Source organism: Paeniglutamicibacter gangotriensis Lz1y, from assembly GCF_000348945.1.
GTDB lineage: Bacteria > Actinomycetota > Actinomycetes > Actinomycetales > Micrococcaceae > Paeniglutamicibacter > Paeniglutamicibacter gangotriensis.
Genome location: NZ_AOCK01000002.1, coordinates 167,486 through 192,904 on the forward strand (window position 1 = coordinate 167,486; position 25,419 = coordinate 192,904).

Below are 25,419 nucleotides of genomic sequence, written 5' to 3' on the forward strand. Positions count from 1 at the left end.
GCTTCTCTGCCCGGGAGCAGACTTGGGAAAGGGCGGACCTGTCTGACACCGGGGGGGGGCAAGGTGTTTACGAACTCCGCTGGTAGGTGGCGATTTGAAACCAGCGTTGTTCGTTTTCCGCTACGCTTCCCTCACGGCTCACGGCTCACGGCTCATGGCTCATGGCTCATGGCTCATGGCTCATGGCTCATGGTAGGTCAGGTGTCTTCCGATCGGCCATGTCATCAATGCTTGTTTCAAGGTCAAACGCGGTTTCGGCGAGGAAGCGAATGACGGTTTCCCGCTCTGAGTCACTCAGTCGCACAGCAGCACCGAAACGAGCGGCGTGATGACGTCCGACGTGATCCCGGGCGGCACTATGCGTCTCGTTGGTGACTTGGACGCAGAGTGACCGCCGGTCGGCGGGATTGACGGTGCGGAGCACGTGTCCGGCCTTTTCCATCTTGTCAATCATTTTGGTCACCGAGGCCGTGCTGATCTTCAAATGCTTGGCCAGCATGCTTGGCGTGACGGACGAACCGGTGTTTTTTGCAGAAATCAGGAGACGGACCGCGCGCATGTCGGTCTCGTTGAGCTTCATGAATTGTTGGGACGCGCGGGAGATCTTTCGTTCGACCGCGCGCAACCTGCCCATCTCTGACATGATGCGATCGATCTGCTTCAGTGCCGATTCGTCAACCCCGGACCTGTCGATCAACTCGCTGCGGGGGTCGCTTGAATCGAGGTTGTAGATCGTTGGAAGTTCTTCGTTTTCCAGTGGGCGCACCCCTCTCCGGTCAAGATGTCGTAATCGGTCTTCCCATGTTACGACCGTTGCCTCGGTGAACAGGCATCGGAGTGTTTTCCTTACCGCGACGGCGCCGGGATGAAGGGCAGTGTTGGTACGCCCCACGGAGAAGTGCGGTGCATGGACCCTGACAGGGACAGGCATGCACCGCACTTGGAATCCCGCGCTAACGGAAAATTGGCCGAAACGCCACGGCCGTCTGGCCGTAGTGTCTAGAAGGCCGGAATGACGCTTCCGTCGGTCCAGGTCTTCTTGATGTAGTCGCTGACCTCGGCAGAATGCAGCAGCTCCTCGAGCTTGGCGATGGCCGGGGTTTCTTCGCCTTCACGCCAGGTGAGGAAGTTGGCGTTGGGGTTGTCGATTGCTGATTCTTGGGCTACGACCTCGTCCAGGTTCAGTTTCGCCTGGGCGATGTAGTTGCCGTTGATGACTGAAAGACCGATGCTCGGATCCTCGGCGTAGAACTTGGGAACCTGTTCGGAGTTGACTTCCTTGAACGTCAGCTTCTTCGGGTTCTTGGCATCATCGCCTTCAAGGGTCAGTGCCGAGTCGGTGTCCTCGAGGCCGGTGAGCACGCCGGCGGTTTCCAGGACGCGCAGGCCGCGCAGCTGGTTCACCGGGTCGTTGTTCAACAGCACGATGGAGCCCTCGGTGACCTCGGCGATGTCCGTGAACTTCTTGGAGAAGACGGTCAGCGGCTCGACGTGGATGCCCACGCCGTGCTCGAACTTGTATCCCTTGGTCTCGACCTGGTCAGCGAGGTATGCCTCGGTCTGGAAGTAGTTCGCATCGAGGGTCTTGTCGGCCAGTGCGATGTTCGGCGTCTGGTAGTCGTCGATTTCGGTAATTTCCAGGTCGATGCCCGCATCCTTGGCCAGGTTCTCATCGATGTACTGGAGGATCTGGGCATGCGGGATCGGGCTGGAGCCGACCTTCACAATGGTCGGGTTGGCTGGGTCGAGTGTTGCTTCCGCGCTGGGGGTGGTGGCAGTGCCGCCTCCGCAAGCCGTCAGTGCGAACAGCGTGGCGACACCGGTCAGGGCAAGTGCGAGTTTCTTACGCATGGGATGCGCTTCCTTTTCATCAAGTTCCGGTGTCGGCGACACCGGATAACAAACGCAGCTAGCGGCAACTGGCTGCGCGCCGGCGGGATGAACCGTCGGAATTCTGTGGAGCTCGGGGTGGTGCCCCGGGCGGTTTAGCGGTGGTCCACCAGGCGGGCGAACCAGTCTCCGAGGATCTGGACCAGCTGGACCAGGATCACCATGATCACGATGGTCACGATCATGACCGTTCCGTCGTAGCGCTGGAAACCGTAGTTGTAGGCCAATCGGCCCAGTCCTCCGCCGCCGACGAGTCCCGCCATGGCGGAGTACCCGATGAGCGTGACGATAGTCGTCGTGGTTGCCGCGATGATGCCCGGCAGTGCCTCGGGGACCAACACCTTGCGAGTAACCTGCATCTTTGTTGAGCCCATGACCAAGGCCGCATCGATCTTTCCGGTGGAGACATCACGCAGCGCGGATTCCACTAAGCGGGCGAAGAACGGGATGGTGCCAATGGTCAGTGATACCGAGGCTGCGACCGGGCCCAGGGAGACGCCGACTAGCAGCGTTGCGAAGGGAATCAGCGAAAGCATCAGGATAGCGAAGGGGATCGAACGGGTGATGTTGGTGATGATGCTAGAGAGCACGAAATTCAACCAAGGGATCGGGGTCAACCCACCCTTAGCGGTGTTCAACAGCAGAATTCCCAACGGAAGACCGACCAGGACCGTGAAGAAACCGGAGATGCCGGTCATCTGCAGGGTCTCGAGAAACGCGGGGAGCATGGCCTTGGTGATGCCGGGGTTGGTGACTAGATCGTTGAAGAAGTCCATGGCCTACTTAGCCTCCTTGGGCGTCACAGCAACACCGTTGGCGAGCAGGTGGTTGGTGATAGCGGTAATGTCCGCCCCTTCCGGAAGCGCGATGCGCAGGTGCGCGAACTGGTGTTCGCCCAGTTGCTCGACGGAACCTGCAATCACGTTCACATCCACATCGAAGGTTCGGGCGATCGAGGAGATTACCGGATCTGCGGCTTGGTTCCCTGAGTACAGTAGATCCAGGACCACGCCAGCGGGAAGATCTGCCGGCAATTTTCCGGGCATCGGCAGCAATGCTTGGGAGAGGCGTCCGGTCGGGTTAGCGACGACCGTTTCGATGTCACCGTGCTCGACGATGCGGCCTGCTTCAAGAAGTGAAACGGAATCGCAGGCCTGCTTCACGACGTTCATTTCGTGGGTGATGATCAAGACCGTGAGGTTCAATCGGTCACGCACTGATTTGATCAATGCGAGGATCTCGTCGGTGGTCTTGGGGTCCAATGCGCTGGTCGGCTCGTCGCAGAGCAGCACATCGGGATCCGAGGACAATGCGCGGGCAATACCGACGCGCTGGCGTTGGCCACCGGAAAGCTGGGCCGGGTATGCATCGGCGAACTGAGTCAATCCGACGAGCTCCAGCAGGGCCGTGACCTTCTCGGCGATTCGGGCCTTGGGTGTGCCGATCAGTTCGAGTGGGAAGGCGACGTTTTGCGCAGTGGTGCGCGAATCCATCAGGTTGGCATGTTGGAAGACCATGCCGATGCGGCGACGTGCGGTGCGCAGGTCTGCATCGGAGACGTTGGCCAGTTCCTTATTGTTGACGGCAACCGAGCCGGAGGTGGGGCGGTCAAGCAACGTCAAGCAGCGGACAAGGGTTGACTTACCGGCGCCGGAGTGGCCGATGATGCCGTGGATTCGGCCGGCATCGACGTGCAAGGAGACGCCATCAAGGGCGACGACGGTGCGTTCGCCCTGCTGGTAGACCTTGCGCAGGTCAGTGACTGTGATCAAAGGGGGGGTGTCCTTAGCAATCAAAAAGAAAAGGGGTACTGAATATTCAATCACTGTCGAACGATTGCGGCGCAATCGTGGTGGACTGCTGCCGTTCATTGAATCGGACCGACGGTTAAGCGAGAATAGCAATCTGTTTGTTTCGTGAAGAGGGGAAAGGCCGAAGATCACGATGAATTGGTTGGCCTGAGGGGTGCGGTGGGGTTGCTCGAACCTAGGGTGAAACGTCTCACGTGGCGCCCGGAGCGGGGTTTCGGAGTGGGAAATGTGTCGTTGTATTGCGGGCAGCTAGGTGCCTCGGGACCGGGGCACGCGGCCGCGATTCGTGGCTACACCACGGTTCCAAGCGTTCTTCGGCGCACCGTCCGAAAACGCGGAAGGGACCCTGGGTGTTCAGGGGTCCCTTCGAAGCTGTGTGGTTAGGGGCTATTAGGCCTTGACCGGCCACTGGCCGTCAACAACGGCTTCTGGATTCTTGCGCCGGAAGTATTCCTGCAGGCTGGCTGCCTGTTCCGCCGCCCATTTGACCTGCTGCGTATGCAACTCGGCGGGGTCGGTCTGAAGTGCCGAGTACTTTGCCGCCTGTGCGTCGGCAATACCGATGGTGGCTGCGGCATCGGCCGTGGACGTATGCGCATTGAGCAACTGCACACCGTAGAACTCGCTCATCACCGAGAGATTCCGCTTGCCGCGGCGATACTTGTCGACCTGCTTGTCCAAGATGTACGGGTCAATGACCGGTGCCGGCGCGATCACTGCCAATCCGTGGCGCTTGGCCTCGCGATCGAGCACCGTGAAGTCGTAGGCGGCATTGAACGCCATGACCGGCATGGTCTGGAACAAATCTGCTAGGAACGCGGAGATCTCGGCGACCGCTGTGGCCGCGTCCATGCCTTCGGCCTGGGCCTTGTCCGTGGTGACCCCGTGGATGGCCGAAGCCTCTTCCGGGATAGCCACACCGGGATCGACCAGCCACTCCTTGGTCTGGAGGATTTCTGAACGCCCGTTGACCACGACGATGGAGGCGGTGACGATGCGCGCATCGAGCGGGTCACGCCCGGTGGTCTCGAGGTCGAACGCGGCGCGGGGGAGTGTATGCCAAGAAGTCATGGGACCAACGCTACCGGGAACCGGAGACACTTTGCCCCTCCGCATCGCCGGTTGCGGAGGAACACACCGACCCAGGCCCGATAATGGATGAAGGTCGGTGCAAAATGGCGAAGGAGAATGTGGTGAAAGAGGCAGGTGGCGGGCCGGTTCCAGGAGAAACGGAACCCCCACGGAACGTCCCGGCGGACGGTGCCCAGTGGGAGTACGACGAGGCGGTCTTCGCCGTCGTGGCCATGATCCCGTCCGGCAAGGTCCTGTCCTACGGTGACATCGCTGAACTGCTGGGTGCAGGCGGCCCGCGCCAGGTCGGCAAGGTGATGGGCCGCGGTGGCTCGGAAGTCACCTGGTGGCGAGTGTTGCGTTCCAACGGCACCATGCCCGCAGCGCTTCAGCCGCTTGCCGAGCCACACTGGGCGGATGAGCAGACCCCGCACACCGATACCCGGGTGCAGATGAAACTCGCGCGCTGGATCCCCACCGAGGCCGACCACGCGTGCATCGACAAGGTGGCCGCGGCGCTGCCGATTCCTAAACGTCACCCGCGAATGATCTGATGGAGCACATGGACACCCGCAATTCCGCCCCGGACACCGCCGCGCATCAGCAGGATGCGGCCGCGCCCGCCGCAGGCACCTTCGTCGAGGACGCGAGGCAGCAAGAAGCCCTGGATTTGGAAGCGGGCCACGGGCCGGTGCTGGTCCTTGGAGGGCCTGGAACCGGCAAGACCACGACGCTGCTACGGGTGCTGGCACGCCGGCTGGATGCCGGGCTGGATCCGCAGCAGGTGCTGGTGCTTTCGCCCACCCGTGTCTCCGCCGCTTCGCTGCGCGATGATCTGTCCGAGAGCACCGACAAGACGTTCTCCGAGCCAGCTGTGCGCACCTGGTCCGCCTACGCCTTCGACCTGATTCGCCGTGCCCGGCTCGACGGGTTGCTGCCAGCCCTGGCGCGACCGCCGCGGTTGCTCTCCGGACCCGAGCAGGACACCCTCATCGGGCATCTGTTGGAGGGCCACGCCCAAGAAATCACCCCCGGTCCGGGATGGCCGGAATCCCTTGCTGAGGCCATCGGCACCCGCGGATTCCGCAAGGAGCTGCGTGAGCTCTTCGACAGGATCTCCGAGCACGGGCTGTATGCCGGCGAACTGCAAGACCTTGGTGAGGAGCTGAACCGTCCCGAGTGGGTGGCCGCGGCACGCTTCTACCAGGAGTACCGGGACCTGTTGGATCTGGGCAGTGCAGAAGCCTTCGACCCCGCCGGGCTGCTGGCCGCTGCGGCAACCATCCTGGAGGACAACCCACGGTTCCTGGCCACCGAACACGACCGCTTGCAGCTGGTCATGGTCGATGACCTGCAAGAAGCCAACCCCGCCCAGCAACGCCTGCTGGGGCTGCTCGCCCGCGGACGAGACCTGGTGGCCTTCGCGGTGCCCGACAATGTGGTCCAGGGATTCCGTGGGGCACGGCCCGACATGCTCGGTGAGTTCGAATCGCGCCTGGGCACCTTGAAGGCACCCGCCCGAATCCTGGAACTGCACCACTCCTACCGACTGAACCCGGAGCTTGCCACCGCGTGGGGCAGAATCGCCCGTCGCATCCCCGTGGCAGCCGGAGGTGCCGGCCGGATCCTGGTGTTCGAGCAGGGTGCAGATGCTGCCCCGGAAGCATCCCGTAATTCCCCTGCCGCCTCCGCGCTGCCGGACGATCCGGAGGCGCCGGAAATCGGTGACGGGGAAGCCACAGAGCTCGACGGTGCACCGGCGACGGTGCCGGGCAGCCTCGAAGTGTTGTTAGTTGATTCGCCGATCCACGAGGAGCGTCTGGTGGCCCAGCGGATCCTGGAAGAACACCTCATCGGGCGCCGCCCGCTTGAAGACATGGCGGTGGTGTTGCGCAACGGCTCGCAGGTTCGCTCCATGGCCAAGTATCTGGCCGGGGCAGGCATTGCGGTGAACACTCCGCCGGCGGAAACCCCGCTGCGCGAGGAACCGGCGGTGCGCCCGCTGCTTGATTTGATGACCCTGGCGCTGGATCCCGAGGCGCAGCAGGACCCGCTGCTGCTCCAGGAATTGCTGATGTCCAGGTACGCGACGGCCTCGGCCCTCGATGTGCGTAGGCTGCGCCAGGGTTTGCGCCGCCATGAGGTGGGATTGGGTGGAAACCGTTCCAGCGCCGAACTACTCGCCGGGATGCTCGATGAGCTTGAGCTGTTGGAAACCATGGGCCGCGAGGCCGCCGGAGCCAGGCGCCTGGCCCGGATGTACCAGGCCCTGCGTGCCGAACTTGCGGCCGGCACCGGCAACGCCGAAACCGCGTTGTGGTCCCTCTGGGCAGCCAGTGGGATGGCCGAAAAATGGACGACCACCGCATTGGCCGGCGGCATCCTGGGAACCCGAGCGGACCATGATCTGGATGCGATGCTGGCGATCTTCCAGTCCGCCGAACGCTTCGTGGACCAGCTGCCCGGTTCCTCCGTGGCCCAGTTTGTCGAGCACGTGCTGGGCCAGGAACTGCCCATGGACACCCTGGCCAGTCGCGGCGGGTCCCGCCCCTCGGTGCAGGTGCTGACCACCGCTGCTGCGGCCGGACGCGAATGGGATCTGGTGCTGATCCCGGGCATGCAGGAGGGTATCTGGCCCAACATCAAATTGCGCGGCGAGCTGCTCGGGGGAGGGGCGCTGAGCGATGTGATCGAACACGGCCCGGCGATCCTGCCGGTGCGCAACATCGCCGCACTGATCCGCGAAACCCGGGCCGATGAACTGCGCACCTTCGCCAACGCGGTCTCCCGGGCGCGCAGCAAGGTCATCGCGATCGCCGTGGCCTCCGAAGACACCTCCCCCTCCTCGTTTCTGGACATCGTGGACCCGGCAGGAGCCGTGGCCGGCCGGCGGACCGTCTTTGTCCCGCGTCCGCGGGCGCTGGGCGCACTGGTGGCCGAACTGCGCCAGGCCGCCGAGGCCACCGCACTGGATGCGGACCGTGAGGACCTGCACCGCGATGCCACCGACGTGTTGGGGGCGTTGGTCGCTGCCCCGCACGCGGTCCGCGGCGCCCACCCATCAAGCTGGTGGGGATTGGCCGAGCCCACCTCCAGTGGTCCGGTGGTCCCGGCCGGGGAACCGGTGAAGGTTTCGCCCTCGAAGGTCGAAGCGGTGATGAACTCCCCACTGAACTGGTTTGTGCAGGCCGTCGGCGGGGAAGCTGCCACCGACTTCGCCCGCTCCCTGGGTACCCTGGTGCACTCGATCGCCGAGGAACACCCGGAGGCCGGCGGTTCCGAGTACCTGGCGGTCCTCGAGAAACGCTGGGGCGAACTGGAGATGCCTCAGAACTGGGAGGGGGCACGGGACCGTGAACGCGCCGAATCGATGCTCCAGAAGCTGGCCCAATACAACGTGATGATGCGTACCGAAAAGCGCCGGCTTATCGGCCGGGAAATCCCCTTCGAGGTCCTGATCCCCGCACCCGGAAGCACTGCGGTGTCAGAAGCGGCCGCGGGCTCGGACCCCGAGACCTTGCCCGATGCCCGTGCCCCGCGCGCGGCCCTGCTGCGCGGGGTCGTGGACCGGGTCGAGGCCGATGAATCCTCCAACCCCTGGGTGGTGGACCTGAAGACCGGAAAATCGCAGCCCAGCGGCAAGGACGTGGAAAAACACCCGCAACTGGGCGCCTACCAGGCAGCGGTCATCAACGGGGCGCTCGCCGGGCACACGGGGGAGGAACTGACCCGGACGCCGGCCGGGGCCTCCCTGGTGCAACTTGGCACCACCACCAAATCCCCGCGCGAACAAGCCCAGCCGGCCATCACAGACGAGGATTGGGCCACGCCCATGGTGCTGGCCGCCGCGCAATTGATGGGCGACGCGGACTTCCTCTCCCGCCATGACCCGGCCCGCGGAGGCCGACGCGGCAGCAATTGCCGGTTGCCGGGTATCTGTCCATTGTGTTCCGAAGGAAGGCAGGTCACCGAGCCATGAGCCGGAGTGAAGAAAGAACCCACACCGCACCCGGAGCCGAATCCGAGGCGCCGCCTCCGGCGCCGCGGGTGTATTCGCCCGAAGAACTGGCAGGGATCCTGGGCCAGCACCTACCCACCGCAGAACAATCAGCGATCATCTCCTCCCCGCTGGAACCCTTGCTGGTCATTGCCGGGGCCGGATCGGGGAAAACCGCCACGATGGCCGATCGGGTCATCTGGCTGGTCGCCAACCAAAAGGTGCGCCCCGAGGAAATCCTGGGCGTGACCTTCACCCGCAAGGCCGCAGGCGAGCTGGCCCAGCGGATCCGCGGGCAGCTGGAGAAACTGGCCCGCTCCGGGCTGCTGGAACTCGACGAGGAGGGGCTGCTGGATCCCACGGTCTCCACCTACCACTCCTACGCCAACACGCTGGTGAAGGAACACGGGCTGCGCATCGGGGTGGAATCCGATACCGCGCTGTTGGGTACCGCGCAGGCCTGGCAGGTAGCCGCAGCCGTCGTCGAAGGCTATTCCGGGGACTACGAGCACCTGGCCTCCTCCAAGAACACGCTCATCGACGCCGTGGTGACCTTCGCCGGGGAGTGCGCCGAACACCTGGTGGACCCGGTCTACGCCAGGCAGTGGATCGATGAGCTGGTGGGCCGGCTTCAGGCCCTGCCCTACCGCATCGATAAGCAGGCCGCGCCCTCGGTGGAGGCGCGCAAACTGCTGGATAAGTTGCGCACCCGCGCCACCATCGCCGAACTCGCGGTGGACTACGCCCACGCCAAGGCCGCCCGCGGTGCCCTGGACTACGGGGACCTGGTGGCCTTGGCAGCCCGCATTGCCCGGCAGATCCCCGAGGCAGCACATAGTGAACGCGCACGCTTCAAGGTGGTGCTGCTCGACGAGTTCCAGGACACCTCGCACGCCCAGATGGTGCTCTTTTCCTGCATCTTCGGCGAAGGGCATGCCTTGACCGCGGTGGGGGATCCCAACCAGTCCATCTACGGTTTCCGCGGGGCTTCGGCCGGGCAGCTCTTCCGCTTCCCAACAGAATTCCCTGCACTCATCGACGGTGCCCCGGCCCAAGACAAGACCTCCACTGCTGCGCCGGAAACCTCCGGCACCGGCCCGGGCCGGCTGCGCCCCGCCTCGGTGGCGTACCTGTCCACCGCGTGGCGCAACTCCGTGAACGTGCTGGCAGCTGCCAACGCCGTCTCGGCGAAGCTGAACTCGGTTTCCCCGGAGGGCATCGAGGTGCCCTCGCTCAAACCCAGTGCGTTCGCCGGCACCGGTGCGGTGGAACTGGCCCGCTATGCCACCGGCGGCGCGGAGGCTGCGGCGCTGGCCGCCCGCTTCGCCCAGGAGCGTTCTTCCTTCGCCGCCGCACACGGGCGCAACCCCACCATGGCGGTGCTCTGCCGCACTCGCTCGGGGTTGATGCCTGTGGCTCGCGGGCTGGAAGACGCTGGCATTCCCTACGAAGTTCTGGGCCTGGGCGGGCTGCTGGGCATGCCCGAGGTCGCTGACATCGTGGCCACGCTTAACGTGCTGGTGGATCCCAACCGCTCCGACCACCTGGTGCGGTTGTTGGCCGGAGCCAGATGGCGCATCGGCCCGGCGGACCTGATGGCCTTCGCCGATTGGTCGCGTTTCCTGGCCCGCCGCCGCGAATTCGCGCTCAAGGACGGGGTCACCCAGTCCCTCGACACCCCCGAAAGCGCCGAGGAAGTCACCCGTGGTGAAGCTCGGGCCGAGCTGAACGATGCCGCGAGCCTGGTGGAGGCGCTGGATTACCTGCCGCATCCGGACTGGGTTTCCGGTGACGGGCGCGCGCTGAGCGACGAAGCCAGAACTCGGCTGACCAAGCTGCGCGATGAACTGCGCTACCTGCGGGGTTTCATCGACGACGACTTGGAGACGTTGCTGCGCGAAACCGAGCGCACCATGGGGCTGGACCTTGAGGTGGCCGCCAAGCCCGGGGTCGGGATCCATGAGGCCCGGCGCCACCTGGATGCCTTCGCCGACATCGCCCAGGACTACGCCGCCACCTCCACCCGCGTGGATTTAGCCGGGTTCCTGACCTGGTTGGAGGCAGCTGCCGAGAAGGAGGGCGGGCTGCCGATCGTGCCCGGGGAATCGAACCCGGAGGCGGTGCAGTTGCTGACCATCCACGCCTCCAAGGGCCTGGAATGGGATGTGGTTGCGGTGACCGGTATGAACGCCGGGATCTTCCCCAGCGCGAATGACTCGCGCTGGACCAGCGGGGACTCGGCACTGCCCTGGCCGCTGCGCGGGGACAGGCATGACTTGCCGCAATGGGACACCGAGCAGGAATCGCTTTTTGACGTGGTCAAGGCCGAAGGTTTTTTCAAGTCCGAGGTACTGGCGCACGCCGAGCTGGAGGAACGGCGTCTGGCCTACGTGGCCCTGACCCGGGCCAAGACGTTGTTGGTCTGCTCGGCCACCGCCTGGACCGGGACGCGCACCAAGCTGACCGACCCGTCAGGATTCCTGTTGGACATGCTTCCGCTGACCGAACTTGCCCAGCCCGCCGCGGAAACCAGCAGCTGGGTCCAGGACGACGAGGCCCCCGAAGCCAACCCGTTCCGCGAGCAACCCCTGGAGGCTCGCTGGCCCTATGACCCCTTGGAGGGCCCGGTGATTACCGGCGGCGGGGTCCAACGCCCGCGACCGGCGGGCCGTCGCGCCAAGCTGGAAGCCGCGAGCGCCGCAGTGCTGAAGGCCGCACGGATCGCCGCGGAGTCTGACGATGCTGAGGCAGCGTTTGCTCCCGCCGGAGACGAGGACCCGGTGCAGAGTTCGGCGCGGACCGAAATCGGGGAAGGCTGGTTCCACGAGGCCCGGATCCTGTTGGCACGCAAGGATCAAGAAGCTGCCGATGAGCGCCGGACCGGGGTGCCGAAGCACGTGCGCGCCTCGGTGTTCGTGGATCTGGCCACCGATGCCGCGGCGGTGCTGGCAGAGCTGCGCCGCCCGGTTCCGCGTCGTCCCGGTACTGCCGCCCGCCGTGGCACCGCGTTCCACGCCTGGCTGGAGGAGTACTTCGATTCCACCGGGATGCTGGAACTGGGCGAGTACATGGAGGCTGCCGACGCGTACATCGACGACGCCTTGGACCTGGAGGAGATGAAGCGCGCGTTCCTTCAATCCGAGTGGGCCAACCGCCAGCCGGCCTTCGTGGAGGCCGCCATCGAGACACGGATCGGCCCGGTGTCGGTACGCGGACGCATCGATGCGATCTTCCAGGAGCCCGACGGCGCCTGGCTGCTGGTGGACTGGAAAACCGGCCGGGTTCCGCGTGGTGAGGAACTGCGGATCAAGGCGCTGCAACTGGCGGTGTACCGGTTGGGCTGGGCCCGCCTGCGCGGCATCGAGGTCTCCGAGGTCTGTGCGGCGTTTTACTATGTAGGCACCGGCACCACCATCAGGCCGCACGACCTGGCCGACGAGGCGGAACTGGAGAACCTGATCAGCGAATCGATGGACGCGCTGAACGCCTAGGTCTTCGGCTCAGGAACGGGCTCTTCGACGCGTAGAAGCAATCCACGCCAAGAGGCGCCGCCCCCCGCTCGGGGACGGCGCCTCGTGGTACGTGCGCAGGGCCGGGCTCCGGCTACTGCGGATCCAGTTTCTGGATCGGGATCGCGTTGGTCTCGGGTTCAGCAGCGCTGGCCTTCTTGGGTGCGTCCGGGGCCGCGGTACCAGGGGACTTGGCTGCCTCTTCGGGCTTGGTCGGCTTCGCCGGTGATGGGGCGGCAGGCTTGGGCGCTTCGGCGGGCGTGGCCGGCTCCGCCGGTGACGGGGCGGCAGGCTTGGGCGCTTCGGCTGGTTTCACTGGAGCCTTGGCCGGAACCGGCGGGGTAGCCCGAGGCCCCGAAGCCGCGCTTACCGGAGCGGGCACGACCTTTATGGCCGAGGTCTCTGCCTCAACCGGAGCAGCTGTGGAGGCTTCGTCCTGGCTCTCGTCGACGTCCTCGTCGTTCTCTTCGTTGCGAGCGGCCGAGGGTACCGCGAAAGTCACGGGAGTCGCAGGAGAAACCTTTGGGGATGGCGCGGGTGTGGCCTCAGGTTCGGGGCGCGGGGCACGCGGCGGTTCCACCACGGAGATCGGCTGGCCGCCGTACTCGGCAATATCCGAATCCAGTTCTTCGAGCATCACCTTCGCCTCGGTGATGCGTGCGGCATCGCCCGAGGCAATGGCCTTTACCAGCCACTGGGCCAGCGCGAACTCCGCGGCCAGAGCGGCACGGCGCATGATGTGTGGATCGGCGCGATCTCCGCGGACCGCGACATAGCTTTCGAAAGCGGCTTCGGCAAAGGACTGCTCGTGGACAGCGGCCAGCCAAGCAAAGTCGTCGGCCGGATCCCCGACCTGCAGGTCGGTCCAGCCGTTGACGGCAACAACTTTGGCATCGGCGATGAGCAACTGGTCCTCGTGCAGGTCACCGTGGATCGCCGTGGCGTTGAAGCGCCACAGGGCCACATCCTCCAGCGCATGTTCCCAGCGGCGCAGCAGGCGGGAGGGGATCATGCCGGTGGTTGCCGCTGCGTCCAGCTCGTTGAGTCGGCGCTGGCGAACCTGCTCGGCGGTGTAGGCGGGAAGATCGGCGCGGTCGATGGCCGAGGAGGGCATCGAGTGGATTGCGGCCATTACCGACCCCAGGTCCTTGGCGCAGCGCGAACCCAAGCCGACCAGGTCTTCTAGCGAGTATTGCTTGCCTGGCAGATGGTTGTAGACGAAGGTGCGCAGCGGACCCTGACGTACGGTTCCTGCCACCGATGGCAGCGCGAAGGGCAGCGAGGCACGGATGCCGGCGGAGAAGGCACGCAGCGCGGCAAGTTCAGTTTCCAGACGCATACTGGCGTCTTCATGCAGTGGGGAGCGCACACGCCAACGATTCCCGGAGGCATCAACAATGAGCACCGAATCGAAGTCGTTGCCGTCGTCCGGCAACGTGGCCACGCCCGTGGGCGCCAAACCGGGGACCGCGGCGGTGGCGATGGCAGCAAGTTCCATGGGAGAGCGTTTCACATCATCCACCGTAGACCGCCGTCGTGCCTCAGTCCTGCCGTGCGGCGGCGAGTCGCACGATTTGCGGGCATTTGGCAGATACCCGCAGTCTTTCCCCGCCGCCCGCCTGAGATTGCGAAAAAAACCGTGCGGGGCCCGGGATTACATGCGGTGAGGATCACCTCCGGGGTCTTCGAATATGCGTTGGGGCCGGAGGATCAGTACGGTTAGTCCCATGAGCCATACCGTTTCTTCCCCCGAGCCCAGCCACCCGGCGCTAGGTGCCCTGCCCCTGGCCCGCGCCGCCATCGACCGCCGCTGCGAGCGACGCACCGAAGCGGGCTGGCTCGATGCGCTGCGCACCCGGGAAGACACCCGGCACCTGGTGCTGATCGGCGGGAGGGCACGGGTGCTGGACGGGGCACTGACCCTGCTGCAACACCCCGAGGTGCCCGATGGAGGGGCCACCATCTACCTGGGCTTCGACGGGGAAGCGGAGATCTTGCTGCATTCCTTCCACGAGGCACCCCAAGATGCCGCCGGACCTGTCGCCAGCCACGTCACGCACCCCGGCGAATGGTTGGGACTGCGCGATGTCGCAGCGGGGCTCACCGCACGCGACGCAGGACTCTTCGTGGAGGCCGTGGCCATCGCCAACTGGAACCATGCGATGAACTTCTGCCCCGGCTGCGGCGGCCCCCTCAAGATGCGTGACTCCGGCTGGGTCAAGGTCTGTATAGCCGAGGGCACCGAATACTTCCCGCGTACCGACCCTGCGGTCATCGTGGCCATCACCGACGACGCCGACCGGTTGCTGCTTGGCGCCAACAAGGCCTGGGGCGGCACCCGCTTCTCCACCCTGGCCGGGTTTGTGGAACCCGGTGAATCGCTGGAAGCTGCGGTCGTGCGCGAAGTCGCCGAGGAATCCGGGGTCCAGGTCGCCAACCCGCGCTACATGGGATCGCAGCCCTGGCCGTTCCCGCGTTCGCTGATGCTAGGCTTCACCGCCACCGCCCTGGGCACCGAATTGGTGCCCGACGGCCAAGAAATCATCGACCTGCGCTGGTTCACCCGTGAGGAACTGGCCGACCAGGTGCGTTCCGGTGCCATTGCGGTGCCCTCCGGGGTCTCGATCGCCAGTGCGCTGATCGAACATTGGTTTGGTGGCGTCCTGCCCGAGCCCGAACACCTGGAAAACTAGACCATGACAGAAACCGACGCACCCGGCGCCATGGAAGAACGGATCCTGGGCGGACTGGACGACGAACAACGCCAGGTTGCCACCACGCTGAGCGGACCGCTCTGTGTGCTGGCCGGTGCCGGCACCGGCAAGACCCGTGCCATCACCCACCGCATCGCCTACGGTGTGCACACCGGGGTCTACAAACCCTCCTCGATGCTCGCGGTGACCTTCACCGCTCGCGCCGCGGCGGAAATGCGCTCTCGGCTGCGCACCCTGGGGGCCGGCTCCGTGCAGACCCGCACCTTCCACGCCGCGGCGCTGCGCCAGCTGCAATACTTCTGGCCGCAATCCATCGGCGGGAACCTGCCCAACATCGTGGACTACAAGGCCCCGCTGATCACCGAGGCAGCGCGCCGGCTGCGGACCAACGCCGATCGCGCCACGGTGCGTGATCTGGCCAGCGAAATTGAATGGGCGAAGGTCTCGATGCTGACCCCCGAGTCCTATATGGCGGCGGCTGAGGATCGCGGGAACCCCGGGGGGCTGGACACCACCACGGTCTCGCGGATCTTCCAGGCCTACGAGGATGTGAAGACCGATCGGCAGTTCATCGACTTTGAGGACGTGTTGCTGCTGACCGTGGCGATCCTGGAGGACGATGTCCGGGTCGCTGCCTCGGTGCGCGAACAGTATCGCCACTTCGTGGTTGACGAGTACCAGGACGTGTCCCCGCTGCAGCAACGCTTGCTGGATCTGTGGCTCGGCGGGCGCGATGAACTATGCGTGGTGGGCGATTCCTCGCAGACCATCTACTCCTTCACCGGCGCCACCCCGCGGCACCTGCTGGATTTTCCGGCCAAATACGAGCACGCCCCGGTAGTGAAGCTGGTGCGTGACTACCGCTCCACCCCTCAGGTAGTGAACCTGGCCAACCGGGTGCTGGCGGCCCGCCGCCCCGAGGCCGGGGTCCCGGATAAGGACATCGCCTGGCCCACCCCGCTGGAACTGATCGCCCAGCGCGAGAACGGGCCGGAGCCGACCTTCCTCGAAGCCAAGGACGATGAGGCCGAAGCCGCGGAGATCGCGGCACGCATCAAGAAGCTCATTGCCGCAGGAACCCAGCCGGCGGAAATAGCGATCCTCTTCCGCACCAACGGGCAGTCAGCGGCCTACGAGCAGGCGCTGGCCTCGGCCGGAGTGGGTTATCTGCTGCGCGGCGGAGAACGCTTCTTCGCCCGGCGCGAGGTCCGCGACGCGATGCTGCAACTACGCTCGGCCGCCCGCCACGCCACCACCGGGCCCGACGGGGATACCGTGGGGCAGCTGACCCGCGACATCCTGGTCTCGCTGGGCTACAGTGCCACCGCGCCGGCGGCCTCCGGTGCGGTGCGCGAAAAATGGGAGTCACTCTCTGCCCTGGTGGCGCTCGCCGATGAGATGGCCGAGGCCCGTGCCGGAGGCGAAGTCCCCTTCACCCTGCATACCTTCGTGGCCGAGCTCGAGGAGCGCGCCGCCAACCAACATGCCCCGACGTTGCAGGGCGTCACGCTGGCCTCGCTGCACTCGGCCAAGGGCCTGGAATGGGATGCTGTCTTCCTGGTCGGGCTCTCCGAGGGTTTGATGCCGATCTCCTTCGCCGATGATCAGGCCGGCTACGACGAGGAACGCCGGCTGCTGTACGTGGGCATCACCCGTGCGCGCAAGTATCTGGGGCTCTCCTGGTCGTTGGCTCGCACCCCCGGGGGCCGGGCTAACCGACGCCCCTCACGGTTTTTGGATGGGCTGCGCCCGGGCGGGACCACACGGACGGCTTCCGCCGCACCGAAGGCCACGCGACGGCGTCCTGCCGGGCCTCCGGTGTGCCGGGTCTGCGGCACGCTGTTGACCAGCGCCACCGAACGCAAGCTCAGCCGCTGTGGCAATTGTCCGGCAGGGTACGACGAAGAAGTGTTCGAGTCGTTGCGCGCGTGGCGACTGGCCGTCGCCCAGGCCAACTCGCTGCCGGCGTTTGTGATCTTCACCGATGCCACGCTGATGGCCATCGCCGAGGCCAAACCCGCAGGGCTCGATTCGCTGGGCAGGGTCTCCGGGGTGGGCAAGACCAAGTTGGACCGCTACGGGGAAGCTGTGATGGCGATCCTGAACGGCGAAACCCCCAACTAGGCCCGGGCCCACGGCCCACATCCCACGGCCCGCAGGAGGCTTTGCCGAACCCCGCGGGATCCTGCGCGGGGGTCAAGCCGCCACATCATCCAGGCAGGTGCAGCGCGCCCGCGCCTTGGCCGGCACCGAAACGGTGGAGCCGGTGGGCATGTCGCTCACGAACATCGATCCGGCGCAGGAGGGGATGTTGATGCGGTCCAAGACCATCAGCACCTGCACGGCCGCCAATCCCGCGGCCAGGGCCGCCAACGAGGTTTCGGGCCGCAACGCCTGGTCCCTGGCACTTGCCGCGGCCTCACCGAGCATCCGTAGCGTCGGGTCGCATTGCTCCCAGACACACGGTGCGCACATGCTCACCCCCGGAAGACACAACGGTCCTAGATGTAGCCCGGAGTCGGTGAATAACACCGGCAACACCGCATCGTCTTCGGGAAGCGAAGCCAGCGGCGGCAGGACCCCATCGGAAATCACCACCGCCATGTCCAGGGCCGCGGAGCCCGGATCGCGGGACTCGGTCTCGGCGACCTGCAACTGCCGATGGAGCGGGCGCAGAGCCCGGGCCGTGGCATGGGCCCTGCCCGAACCCACCGCGGCGATCCCGGTGGTCCCGGCTCCCAGATCCTGCGCCTCCATGGTGCCAGGATCGATCAGCAGCAGCCCGTGAACCCCGGCTCCGGCCAAGATATGAGCCAGCAGCTGCCCGGTGCGTCCGCAACCGTAGATCGCCACCCGCGCCGCACTGCGGCGTTCCAATACCTCGGTCGCGTCCATTTGGTAGGCGGCGCTCCAGCGGCGGGCATCAGGAAGCAATCGTGCCCCCACTGTTGCGGCCGGCTCCCGGGGTGCGGGGGAGTACAGCAGCACCGGGGCCAGCACCGTGAGGATTTCGCTGCGCCGGTGCTGCTCGGGGGACTGCGGCAGCGTAGGTGGGGTGGGCAGCCCGTTTTCACAGAGCGAAAACACGAAGCGTTTCTCGGCGGCACTGAGCCCGGTGAGCCAGCGAGCCCGCTGCCCGGTTCCGATCTGCACGACACCCTCCATTAGGCTAAGTACCTGTAGCCCCGGATTGATCCTCACGATGTGCCTCCTTGGACGGTCCAATGACCCGCGCCGCGCCTGTGGTGCGCCGGGACCCTTATCTGGGATTCCATGGTGGCACCGTGGCCGTGCCGCCGCAGAGGTTATCCACATCTCGGAGCGGGCAAGTGCCCGCACCAGCGGGCCGCAGCGGATACTCGGGACCGGGACCTCGGAACAGAACACGCCCCCGGAACACCGGTTGGAAAGGACATGCAGATGCACACGCAGCCATCGACGATGGAATATGTGGATACCGAAGGCACCGCCGTGCGCGTGATCCGCTCGGCTAAGCGCAAAAAGACGATCTCGGCGGCCTGGAAGCAGGACACCATGGTGGTTTCCGTCCCCGCCGGGCTGAGCCTGGACGCCGAGCGGATGCTGGTCGATGACATGGTCAAGAAAATTCGGCGCAAGCTAGCCGCCGGAACCGCGGAAGATCCCGATGCCCAGCTGCTGGCCCGCGCGCACTCCATGGACGCTGCGCTCTTTGGCAAGCTGGCCAGGCCGGTGTCGGTGCGCTGGGTCGCGAACCAGAACCGGCGCTGGGGCTCGGCCAGCCTACGTAGCCGCCGGATCCGGCTGTCGCACCGGTTGCGCTCCATGCCGCAGTGGGTGCAGGACTATGTGCTGGCCCACGAGCTCGCCCACCTGGTGGAACCGCTCGACGGCCACGGGCCCCGTTTCAAGGCAGCGTTGGAGCGCTACCCACGCGCCCATGACGCGAAGATCTTCCTCTCCGGTGTCAGCCACGGGATGGCCGCAGCGCGGGCAGGAGATATGGGGTTGGCCCCTGGAATTCCTGGCGCCGCCGGCATTGACCCCGATGACGGGATCGGCGGTGATGGGTTCGACGACGATGATTTCGACAACGAGAACGAGAGCGACAACGACCACAACTGCAACGAGTATGGCGAGGCCACGGTTGGGCCCCCGTCGGGGTCCGCGGAGCCTCACCAGTCAAACGACGCCGGGCAGGGCCGGCTCTTCGGCTGAGGCCCGCCACACCGTGCGGGAGCAAAAAGCGGGTACCGGCACTGTGGCCGATACCCGCTTCCGTTTTGCTGTTTTGTGGACTAGCTCTCCCGCGGCGATCCGCCGGTGGGGCCCTGGTCCTTGTCCCCGGACTCCGCGCCGGAATCATCTGAGGGTGTAGTCGGCCCGTCCTCAGGCTGGCCAGTCTGCCCGGTTTGCTCGGGGTCTGCTGGTGGCTGGTCGAATCCGCCGTCAAGCAGCTTGCTCAGCGCCTCGTCGATGTCGGTCATGTCGGCCTCGGCCAACTGGCGACGCGTGGTGAACCCGGTGGGGTCCATCAGATCTTCCTCGGTGGGCAGCAGGTCGGGGTGTGCCCAGATAGCGTCTCGTCCATCCATGCCGCGTTCGGTCAGCAGGTGGGCCCAGAGTGCCGAGGCCTCACGCAGGCGGCGCGGCCGCAGCTCGAGTCCCACCAGGGAGGCAAAGGCGTTCTCCGCAGGCCCGCCGGTGGCCCGGCGCCGGCGAATGGTTTCGCGCAGCCGCTCGGCCTCGGGCAGGTTGACCGCGGCGCCGGCGACGACCTCGTCGACCCAGCCCTCGATCAGCGCCAGCACCAGCTCCAACTTGGCCAGCGCGGATTCCTGCACGGGGGTGCGCTTGGGCATGAACAGTCCCTCACCCATCAGCGACTGGAAGGACTCGGGGTTGCTCGGGTCGATGTCGCGGACCGCTTCCTCAATGCGTGACATGTCGATGTGGATGCCACGGGCATAGGCCTCCACGGAGGAAATCACGCTCGAGCGCAGCCATGGCACCCGGTTGAACAAGCGGGCGTGGGCGCATTCGCGCAGCGTCGCGTAGAGCAGCACCTCCTGTTCGGGGACCTCCAGGCCCTCGCCGAAGGCGGCAATGTTCGTGGGGACCAGGGCCGGTGCGGAGCCGGCCAGCGGCAGCCCGATGTCGGTGGCGCCCAGCACGTCCTTGGCCAGCCCGCCGACCGCGGTGCCCAGCTGCATGCCGAACATGGTTCCGCCCATGGATTGCAACATGCCCTGCGCGCCGCCCATCATGGGGCGCATCTGCTCGGGGATCTGCTCGGAGAGCGCGGCGGTGATGGCCTTGCCCACTGACTCCGCGACGGGTGTGGTCAGTGATTTCCACACCGGCATGGTCTTTTCGACCCATTCGGCGCGGGAGAAGGCACGGGCCTGACTGCCGTCGGCCTCGAATACCGTGGCGGCATTGAGCCACATCTCGGCCAGCCGTGAGGCGGACGCCACCGCGGCGGCGCGGGATTCGGAGATCGAAGGATCGTCACCGGAAATAGCCTGGCGGGCCGAGTCGGTGGCCATCTTCCAGTTCACCGGGCCACCATCGCCCTGGGACATCGCCGACATCATCGCCTTGGCCTGCGCCATCATCTGCGCCATGGCCTCGGGATTGTTGGACAGGCCCATGGCCTCACCGAGTCCCTCGGGAAGGTTTTTCGGGTCGAATCCGCCCGCCCCGCCAAAGAGCGAGCCGAACATCTCGGAGAACGGATCCTTCGGGTTCTCATCGTCGTTCTCGGAGCCGTCGGGTCGGTTTGAAGGGGGATTTTCAGCCATGGTTCAACGGTACCCCTGCGGTGTCGGATCGGCCCATGATCTGGAATGACAGTTCGCTGTGGGCACATCGGAATTGCCTGTGAACACGGTGCCTGGACCCCGTGCCCCAGCGCAGGCGGTCGCCGGATCCTTGTAGGCTTGAAGCTGCCCGTGGCGTGCGGCCCAGTACCCCAGCGCCGTCGGTCCGAAAGTGAAACTTGAAAGAGGGAACCGTGCCAGCTGCGCCCGAAGGACCCGCCGAGGCGCCAGCTGACGGCATCCACCACTACTTATCCATGTCCGCCGAGCCGGTCCACGGGCAGGCCCGGCCGCCGGGTGGGACCGTGTCCGATAAGGATGCCGGCACCGCGACGTTGCGCGCTAACCGTGCGATCGCCGGCTGGCTGGCGATGGTCTTGATCGTCGCTGCGACGGTGCTGCCCACGCACTTCGTGGTGCAGTCTGCCGGCCCGGCGCTGAACACCATCGGCGAGGTCGAAGGCACCAAATTGCTGGCCATCGACGGGAAAAAGACCTACCCGGTGACCGGGGCGCTGGATATGACCACGATCTACAGCCCCGGCGGCGGGCAGCAGCGGCTGCCCTTCTTCAACGTGCTGTGGGGGTGGATCAACCCCGACCAGGACGTCATCCCGGAGGAGATCGTGGTTCCCCGGGGGATCACCAGCACCGAGAAAAGTGAAGCGAACACCCTGTCGATGGACGACTCGCAGCAGCTGTCCACCGCCGCGGCACTCACCGAGCTGGACATCGATTACAGCAGCCACCTGGGTGTTGCAGGCTTCGCCACCGAGCTTAATGCCGGGGTCCTGAAGACCGGGGACCGGCTCGAGAGCATCAACGGGAAGAAGATCACCGACCTCGAGATGCTCAAGAAGCAGCTCGCCGCCGCCGGCGAGGCGCCGAGCAAGCTCGAGATCCTGCGCGAGGACAAGAAACAGAGCGTCTCGGTCAGCACCGACGCCGGGCCCGAAGGCCAACGCCAGCTGGGCATCCTGCTCTCGGGAAGCTTCGACTTCCCACTGGAGGTGAAGTTCGGTTTGGAGAACGTCGGGGGTCCCAGTGCCGGGATGATGTTCGCCCTGGCGATCGTGGACCTGCTCACCGAGGGATCGATGACCGGGGGCGAGCACTTCGCCGGCACCGGGACCATCACCGCAGACGGCGCCGTGGGGCCCATCGGCGGGATCGCACAGAAACTTGTCGGTGCCAAGGACGAAGGCGCGAAGTACTTCCTGGCCCCGGCCGATAACTGTCCGGATGTGGTCGGTAGGATCCCCGCGGGGCTCGAAGTCCTCAAGGTCTCCACGCTGGCCGAGGCGCGCTCCGTGGTCGAAGGGATCGGCGCTGGTGCGGACCCCGCATCCTTTCCCGGCTGTAGCTGAGCGGTAACTCTTGACGGAGCCCTAGCGCCTGGGGCTCCGACTCCGGGTCCATCACCGCCTCGATACGACGCGCGGTCACAATCTCCTCACATTTTGCCGACATCGGGCCAAGGGTTCTTCCCCGGGGCTCGTGGCAGGGCAGAATAGAGAACAAAGACACATGTGTGATGCGTTTCCTGCGCGTCGAATCGTTCCAACGATGAGGTAAAAATTGAGTTTTGGCACCGGCAGTCCCTTCGGAGGTCCCCCCAAGGGACCTGAAGGACGTCCCGACCCGCAGCCGCGTCCGCAACGGCGTCCATCCCCGCTGATGCCCACGATCATTGTGATCGGCGTGCTGGTTGCGGTCTTCGTCTTCGTCTCCAGCATCTACGCCGATGTGCTCTGGTACAACCAGCTCGGCTTCCAGCGCGTGTTCTGGACCGAGTACCTGTCCAAGGCAGCGATCTTTGTGGTCGCCTTCGTCATCATGGCGCTGGCCATCTGGTTCTCCCTGCGCCTGGCCTACCGTTCGCGGCCGGTCTACGCCCCGGACGGGCACCAACCGGACACCATGTCCAAGTACCAGTCGCAGCTCGAACCGATGCGTCGTCTGCTCATGATCGGTGTCCCGGTGGTCATCGGCATCTTCGCCGCCACCGCCGTGACCTCGCAGTGGAAGGAGGTCCTGCTCTTCTTCAACCAGGTTGATTTCAACAAGGTCGACCCCGAATTTGGCATGGACCTCTCGTTCTACATGTTCTCGCTGCCGTTCATCGGCTTGCTGACCGGGTACCTGATCTCCGTGGTGCTCATTGCCGGGATCGCCGGACTGCTGACCCACTACCTCTACGGCGGAATCCGCATCGAGGAACGCGGCGGAGTGGCCATCGGCAAGCCCGCCCGCATCCACATCGCGGTGGTCGCTGTGGCCTTCCTGCTGCTGCAGGCAGTGAACTTCTGGGTTGATCGCTACTCCACCCTGCTCGCGCAGGACGGTCGCGTGGCAGGTGCCCTGTACACCGACGTGCACGCAGTGATCCCCACCAAGACGATCCTGGCGATCGCCGCGGTGCTGGTCGCCGTGGCCTTCATCGTCGGGGCCATCATGGGCCGCTGGCGCCTGCCGATCATCGGCACCGCGATGCTGTTGGTGACGGTCATCGTCGCCGGTGGCATCTACCCGTTCATCGTGCAGCAGTACCAGGTCGTTCCCTCGGAGAAGACGCTGGAACGCGAATTCATCCAAAAGAACATTGACATGACGCGCGAGGCCTATGGCCTGGACGCTGTCGAGGCGTCGAATTACGACGTCGAGCTGAACCCGCAGAAAAACGCTTTGTCTCAGGACAGTGCGACCACCACCAACATCCGTCTGCTGGACCCGAACCTGGTTGCTGCAGCGTTTGACCAGCTGCAGCAGTTCCGTACCTATTACAAGTTCACCACCACGCTGAACGTGGACCGGTACGAGATCGACGGCAAGACCGAGGACACCGTGATCGGTGTCCGTGAGCTGAATGTGAACCCGAACGACTCCTGGGTCAACCAGCACATCACCTACACCCACGGTTACGGCCTGGTGGCCGCGTACGGCAACCGTGTGGCAGCCGGCGGACGCCCCGACTTCATGCTGTCGGGCATTCCGACCGACGGCGTGCTGGCCAGCGATGACACCTATGAGCCGCGCATCTACTTCGGCGAGCTCTCTCCTGACTACTCCATCGTCGGCGGCCCCGAGGATTGGGAGCCGCGCGAGCTTGACCGCCCGGCCTCCGGTTCGGGCAGCGAAGACACCCGCAACACCTTTGACGGTGACGGCGGACCGGCAGTGGGCAACTTCTTCAACCGTCTGGTGTACTCGCTGAAGTTCGCCTCCACGGACCTGTTGCTTTCGGATGCGATCAACGACGACTCGCAGATCCTCTACGACCGCAACCCGAAGCAGCGCGTGGAGAAGGTCGCGCCGTACCTGACCGTTGACTCCAACGCCTACCCGGCGATCGTCGACGGGCGTGTGCAGTGGATCGTTGATGCCTACACGACCTCGAAGAACTACCCGTACTCCAAGCAGCAGGCGCTGGACTCGGCGGTCACCGACTCGCTGACCGGCGGCACTCGTGCGGTAACCCAGACCGGGCAGATCAACTACATCCGCAACTCGGTCAAGGCAACTGTCGACGCGTACGACGGTTCGGTGGTCCTGTACGCATGGGAGCCGGAGGAGCCGCTGCTGCAGGCCTGGCAGAAGGTCTTCCCGACGAACATCAAGTCCTATGAGGACATGTCCGCCGAGCTGATGAGCCACGTGCGCTACCCGGAGGACCTGTTCAAGGTCCAGCGGGAACTACTGGCCCTGTACCACGTGACCGATCCGGGCGGCTTCTACGACGAGAACGATGCCTGGTCGGTTCCTTCCGACCCGACGCAGTCCAACGCCAGCGTTAAGCAGCCTCCGTACTACCTGTCGCTGAAGATGCCGAAGCAGGACAATGAAGCCTTCTCGCTGACCTCCACCTTCATCCCGAAGACCGCCCCGGGCGGTCAGCAGCGCAACGTGCTGTTCGGGTTCCTGGCCGCGGAAGCCGATGCAGGTTCGGAGGCCGGAGTCAAGGCCGAGGGCTATGGCAAGTTGCGGCTGCTGGAGATCCCGCGTGAGCTCTCGGTGCCCGGCCCCGGCCAGGCACAGCAGAACTTCGACTCCAACGCCACGGTCTCCCAGGCGTTGAACCTGCTGCGTCAGGGTGCCTCGGAAGTCAAGAACGGCAACCTGCTTTCGCTGCCGGTCGGCGGCGGTATCCTCTACGTCCAGCCGGTCTACGTGCAGTCCTCCGGACAGACGTCCTACCCGACGCTGCGCAAGGTCCTGGTGGCCTTCGGTGACAAGGTCGGCTTTGCCGACACCCTCGCCGAAGCCCTTGACCAGGTCTTCCAGGGCACAAGTGGCGCCGTCACCAGCGAATCCGATAACGGCGAGGGAACTGCCCCCGCCCCCGGCGAGGAGCCGGAGACGCTCACCGAGGAGCAGCAGCTCACCGATGCCTTGGGCGACGCCAACGCGGCGATCAAGGCAGGACAGGCGGCACTGGCGGAGAACGACTTCGCCACGTACGGCCAGGAGCAGGCCAAGCTGCAGGATGCGCTTGAGCGCGCAACTGATGCGCAGGACGCGCTGACGGGTGCCCCGGCAGCCACCGACGCACCTGACGCTGACGCCCCGGCAACCGACGCCCCGGCAACGGACGCGCCGGAAGCGGAGACCACGGAGCCGTAAGGCACC

General features: G+C 65.5%; 16 protein-coding genes. 8 read left to right on the forward strand and 8 right to left on the reverse strand.

Features of this window, described 5'->3' with window-relative positions; translation table 11 throughout:
- Nucleotides 1-187: 187 nt before the first annotated feature.
- The 5 genes from ADIAG_RS03810 to ADIAG_RS03830 all read right to left on the reverse strand — a co-directional run bounded on the left by ADIAG_RS03810 (nt 188) and on the right by ADIAG_RS03830 (nt 4,772).
- Nucleotides 188-892: a MarR family winged helix-turn-helix transcriptional regulator gene (locus ADIAG_RS03810; protein WP_235045823.1), complete on the reverse strand. Its 705-nt coding sequence runs from the start codon at nt 890-892 to the stop codon at nt 188-190.
- Between the two features lie 107 nt (nt 893-999).
- Nucleotides 1,000-1,851 carry a MetQ/NlpA family ABC transporter substrate-binding protein gene (locus tag ADIAG_RS03815; RefSeq protein WP_007269992.1) on the reverse strand — a complete coding sequence of 284 codons (852 nt, stop codon included), beginning with the start codon at nt 1,849-1,851 and terminating at the stop codon, nt 1,000-1,002.
- Nucleotides 1,852-1,985: 134 nt separating this feature from the next.
- On the reverse strand, nt 1,986-2,666 hold the full coding sequence (locus ADIAG_RS03820) for a methionine ABC transporter permease (protein ID WP_007269993.1): 681 nt from the start codon (nt 2,664-2,666) through the stop codon (nt 1,986-1,988).
- A gap of 3 nt (nt 2,667-2,669) precedes the next feature.
- Nucleotides 2,670-3,662 carry a methionine ABC transporter ATP-binding protein gene (locus ADIAG_RS03825; protein WP_043473256.1) on the reverse strand — a complete coding sequence of 331 codons (993 nt, stop codon included), beginning with the start codon at nt 3,660-3,662 and terminating at the stop codon, nt 2,670-2,672.
- A gap of 429 nt (nt 3,663-4,091) precedes the next feature.
- Nucleotides 4,092-4,772, reverse strand: a complete 681-nt coding sequence (locus tag ADIAG_RS03830) for a 3'-5' exonuclease (protein ID WP_043473259.1) — start codon at nt 4,770-4,772, stop codon at nt 4,092-4,094.
- Nucleotides 4,773-4,876: 104 nt separating this feature from the next.
- Between ADIAG_RS03830 and ADIAG_RS20725 the strand changes: the two genes are divergently transcribed.
- The 3 genes from ADIAG_RS20725 to ADIAG_RS03845 are packed head-to-tail and all read left to right on the forward strand — an operon-like array spanning nt 4,877 to nt 12,260.
- Nucleotides 4,877-5,326 carry an MGMT family protein gene (locus ADIAG_RS20725; protein ID WP_007269996.1) on the forward strand — a complete coding sequence of 150 codons (450 nt, stop codon included), beginning with the start codon at nt 4,877-4,879 and terminating at the stop codon, nt 5,324-5,326.
- Nucleotides 5,327-5,334: 8 nt separating this feature from the next.
- Nucleotides 5,335-8,751: an ATP-dependent helicase gene (locus ADIAG_RS03840; protein ID WP_152426039.1), complete on the forward strand. Its 3,417-nt coding sequence runs from the start codon at nt 5,335-5,337 to the stop codon at nt 8,749-8,751.
- Nucleotides 8,748-12,260, forward strand: a complete 3,513-nt coding sequence (locus ADIAG_RS03845; protein ID WP_007269998.1) for an ATP-dependent helicase — start codon at nt 8,748-8,750, stop codon at nt 12,258-12,260. Before ADIAG_RS03840 ends, ADIAG_RS03845 begins: the two co-directional genes overlap by 4 nt.
- A gap of 112 nt (nt 12,261-12,372) precedes the next feature.
- Here the strand turns inward: ADIAG_RS03845 and ADIAG_RS03850 are convergent, their stop codons facing one another.
- Entirely contained in the window at nt 12,373-13,791 is a 1,419-nt protein-coding gene (locus ADIAG_RS03850; protein WP_200859360.1) for a phosphotransferase, read from the reverse strand.
- Between the two features lie 214 nt (nt 13,792-14,005).
- On the opposite strand from ADIAG_RS03850, the gene nudC reads away from it, so the two are divergent.
- Together nudC and ADIAG_RS03860 are read left to right on the forward strand one after the other, a co-directional pair.
- Entirely contained in the window at nt 14,006-14,971 is a 966-nt protein-coding gene (nudC, locus tag ADIAG_RS03855) for an NAD(+) diphosphatase (protein ID WP_007270000.1), read from the forward strand.
- Between the two features lie 3 nt (nt 14,972-14,974).
- A complete protein-coding gene (locus ADIAG_RS03860; protein WP_007270001.1) occupies nt 14,975-17,116 on the forward strand; it encodes an ATP-dependent DNA helicase UvrD2 in 2,142 nt (713 codons plus the stop codon).
- Between the two features lie 72 nt (nt 17,117-17,188).
- Here ADIAG_RS03860 and ADIAG_RS03865 read toward each other — a convergent pair whose 3' ends face one another.
- Nucleotides 17,189-18,145, reverse strand: a complete 957-nt coding sequence (locus ADIAG_RS03865) for a ThiF family adenylyltransferase (RefSeq protein WP_161623932.1) — start codon at nt 18,143-18,145, stop codon at nt 17,189-17,191.
- Between the two features lie 267 nt (nt 18,146-18,412).
- Here ADIAG_RS03865 and ADIAG_RS03870 point away from each other — a divergent pair, with 267 nt between their 5' ends.
- Nucleotides 18,413-19,189 (forward strand): M48 family metallopeptidase, encoded by a 777-nt coding sequence (locus ADIAG_RS03870; RefSeq protein WP_007270003.1) that lies wholly within the window; start codon nt 18,413-18,415, stop codon nt 19,187-19,189.
- Nucleotides 19,190-19,269: 80 nt separating this feature from the next.
- On the opposite strand, the gene ADIAG_RS03875 is transcribed toward ADIAG_RS03870, so the two are convergent.
- Nucleotides 19,270-20,775 carry a zinc-dependent metalloprotease gene (locus ADIAG_RS03875; protein ID WP_007270004.1) on the reverse strand — a complete coding sequence of 502 codons (1,506 nt, stop codon included), beginning with the start codon at nt 20,773-20,775 and terminating at the stop codon, nt 19,270-19,272.
- A gap of 212 nt (nt 20,776-20,987) precedes the next feature.
- Between ADIAG_RS03875 and ADIAG_RS03880 the strand changes: the two genes are divergently transcribed.
- Nucleotides 20,988-22,160, forward strand: a complete 1,173-nt coding sequence (locus ADIAG_RS03880) for a YlbL family protein (protein ID WP_007270005.1) — start codon at nt 20,988-20,990, stop codon at nt 22,158-22,160.
- Nucleotides 22,161-22,470: 310 nt separating this feature from the next.
- Nucleotides 22,471-25,413: a UPF0182 family membrane protein gene (locus ADIAG_RS03885; protein WP_007270006.1), complete on the forward strand. Its 2,943-nt coding sequence runs from the start codon at nt 22,471-22,473 to the stop codon at nt 25,411-25,413.
- Nucleotides 25,414-25,419: the final 6 nt, after the last annotated feature.

What these genes read in the sequence shown, in the direction of transcription:
- ADIAG_RS03815 (WP_007269992.1), bottom strand. Translation starts at nt 1,851, where the DNA reads ATGCGTAAGAAACTCGCACTTGCCCTGACCGGTGTCGCCACGCTGTTC.
- ADIAG_RS03820 (WP_007269993.1), bottom strand. Translation starts at nt 2,666, where the DNA reads ATGGACTTCTTCAACGATCTAGTCACCAACCCCGGCATCACCAAGGCC.
- ADIAG_RS20725 (WP_007269996.1), top strand. Translation starts at nt 4,877, where the DNA reads ATGGCGAAGGAGAATGTGGTGAAAGAGGCAGGTGGCGGGCCGGTTCCA.
- ADIAG_RS03830 (WP_043473259.1), bottom strand. Translation starts at nt 4,772, where the DNA reads ATGACTTCTTGGCATACACTCCCCCGCGCCGCGTTCGACCTCGAGACC.
- nudC (WP_007270000.1), top strand. Translation starts at nt 14,006, where the DNA reads ATGAGCCATACCGTTTCTTCCCCCGAGCCCAGCCACCCGGCGCTAGGT.
- ADIAG_RS03845 (WP_007269998.1), top strand. Translation starts at nt 8,748, where the DNA reads ATGAGCCGGAGTGAAGAAAGAACCCACACCGCACCCGGAGCCGAATCC.
- ADIAG_RS03840 (WP_152426039.1), top strand. Translation starts at nt 5,335, where the DNA reads ATGGACACCCGCAATTCCGCCCCGGACACCGCCGCGCATCAGCAGGAT.
- ADIAG_RS03860 (WP_007270001.1), top strand. Translation starts at nt 14,975, where the DNA reads ATGACAGAAACCGACGCACCCGGCGCCATGGAAGAACGGATCCTGGGC.
- ADIAG_RS03875 (WP_007270004.1), bottom strand. Translation starts at nt 20,775, where the DNA reads ATGGCTGAAAATCCCCCTTCAAACCGACCCGACGGCTCCGAGAACGAC.
- ADIAG_RS03885 (WP_007270006.1), top strand. Translation starts at nt 22,471, where the DNA reads ATGCCCACGATCATTGTGATCGGCGTGCTGGTTGCGGTCTTCGTCTTC.
- ADIAG_RS03870 (WP_007270003.1), top strand. Translation starts at nt 18,413, where the DNA reads ATGCACACGCAGCCATCGACGATGGAATATGTGGATACCGAAGGCACC.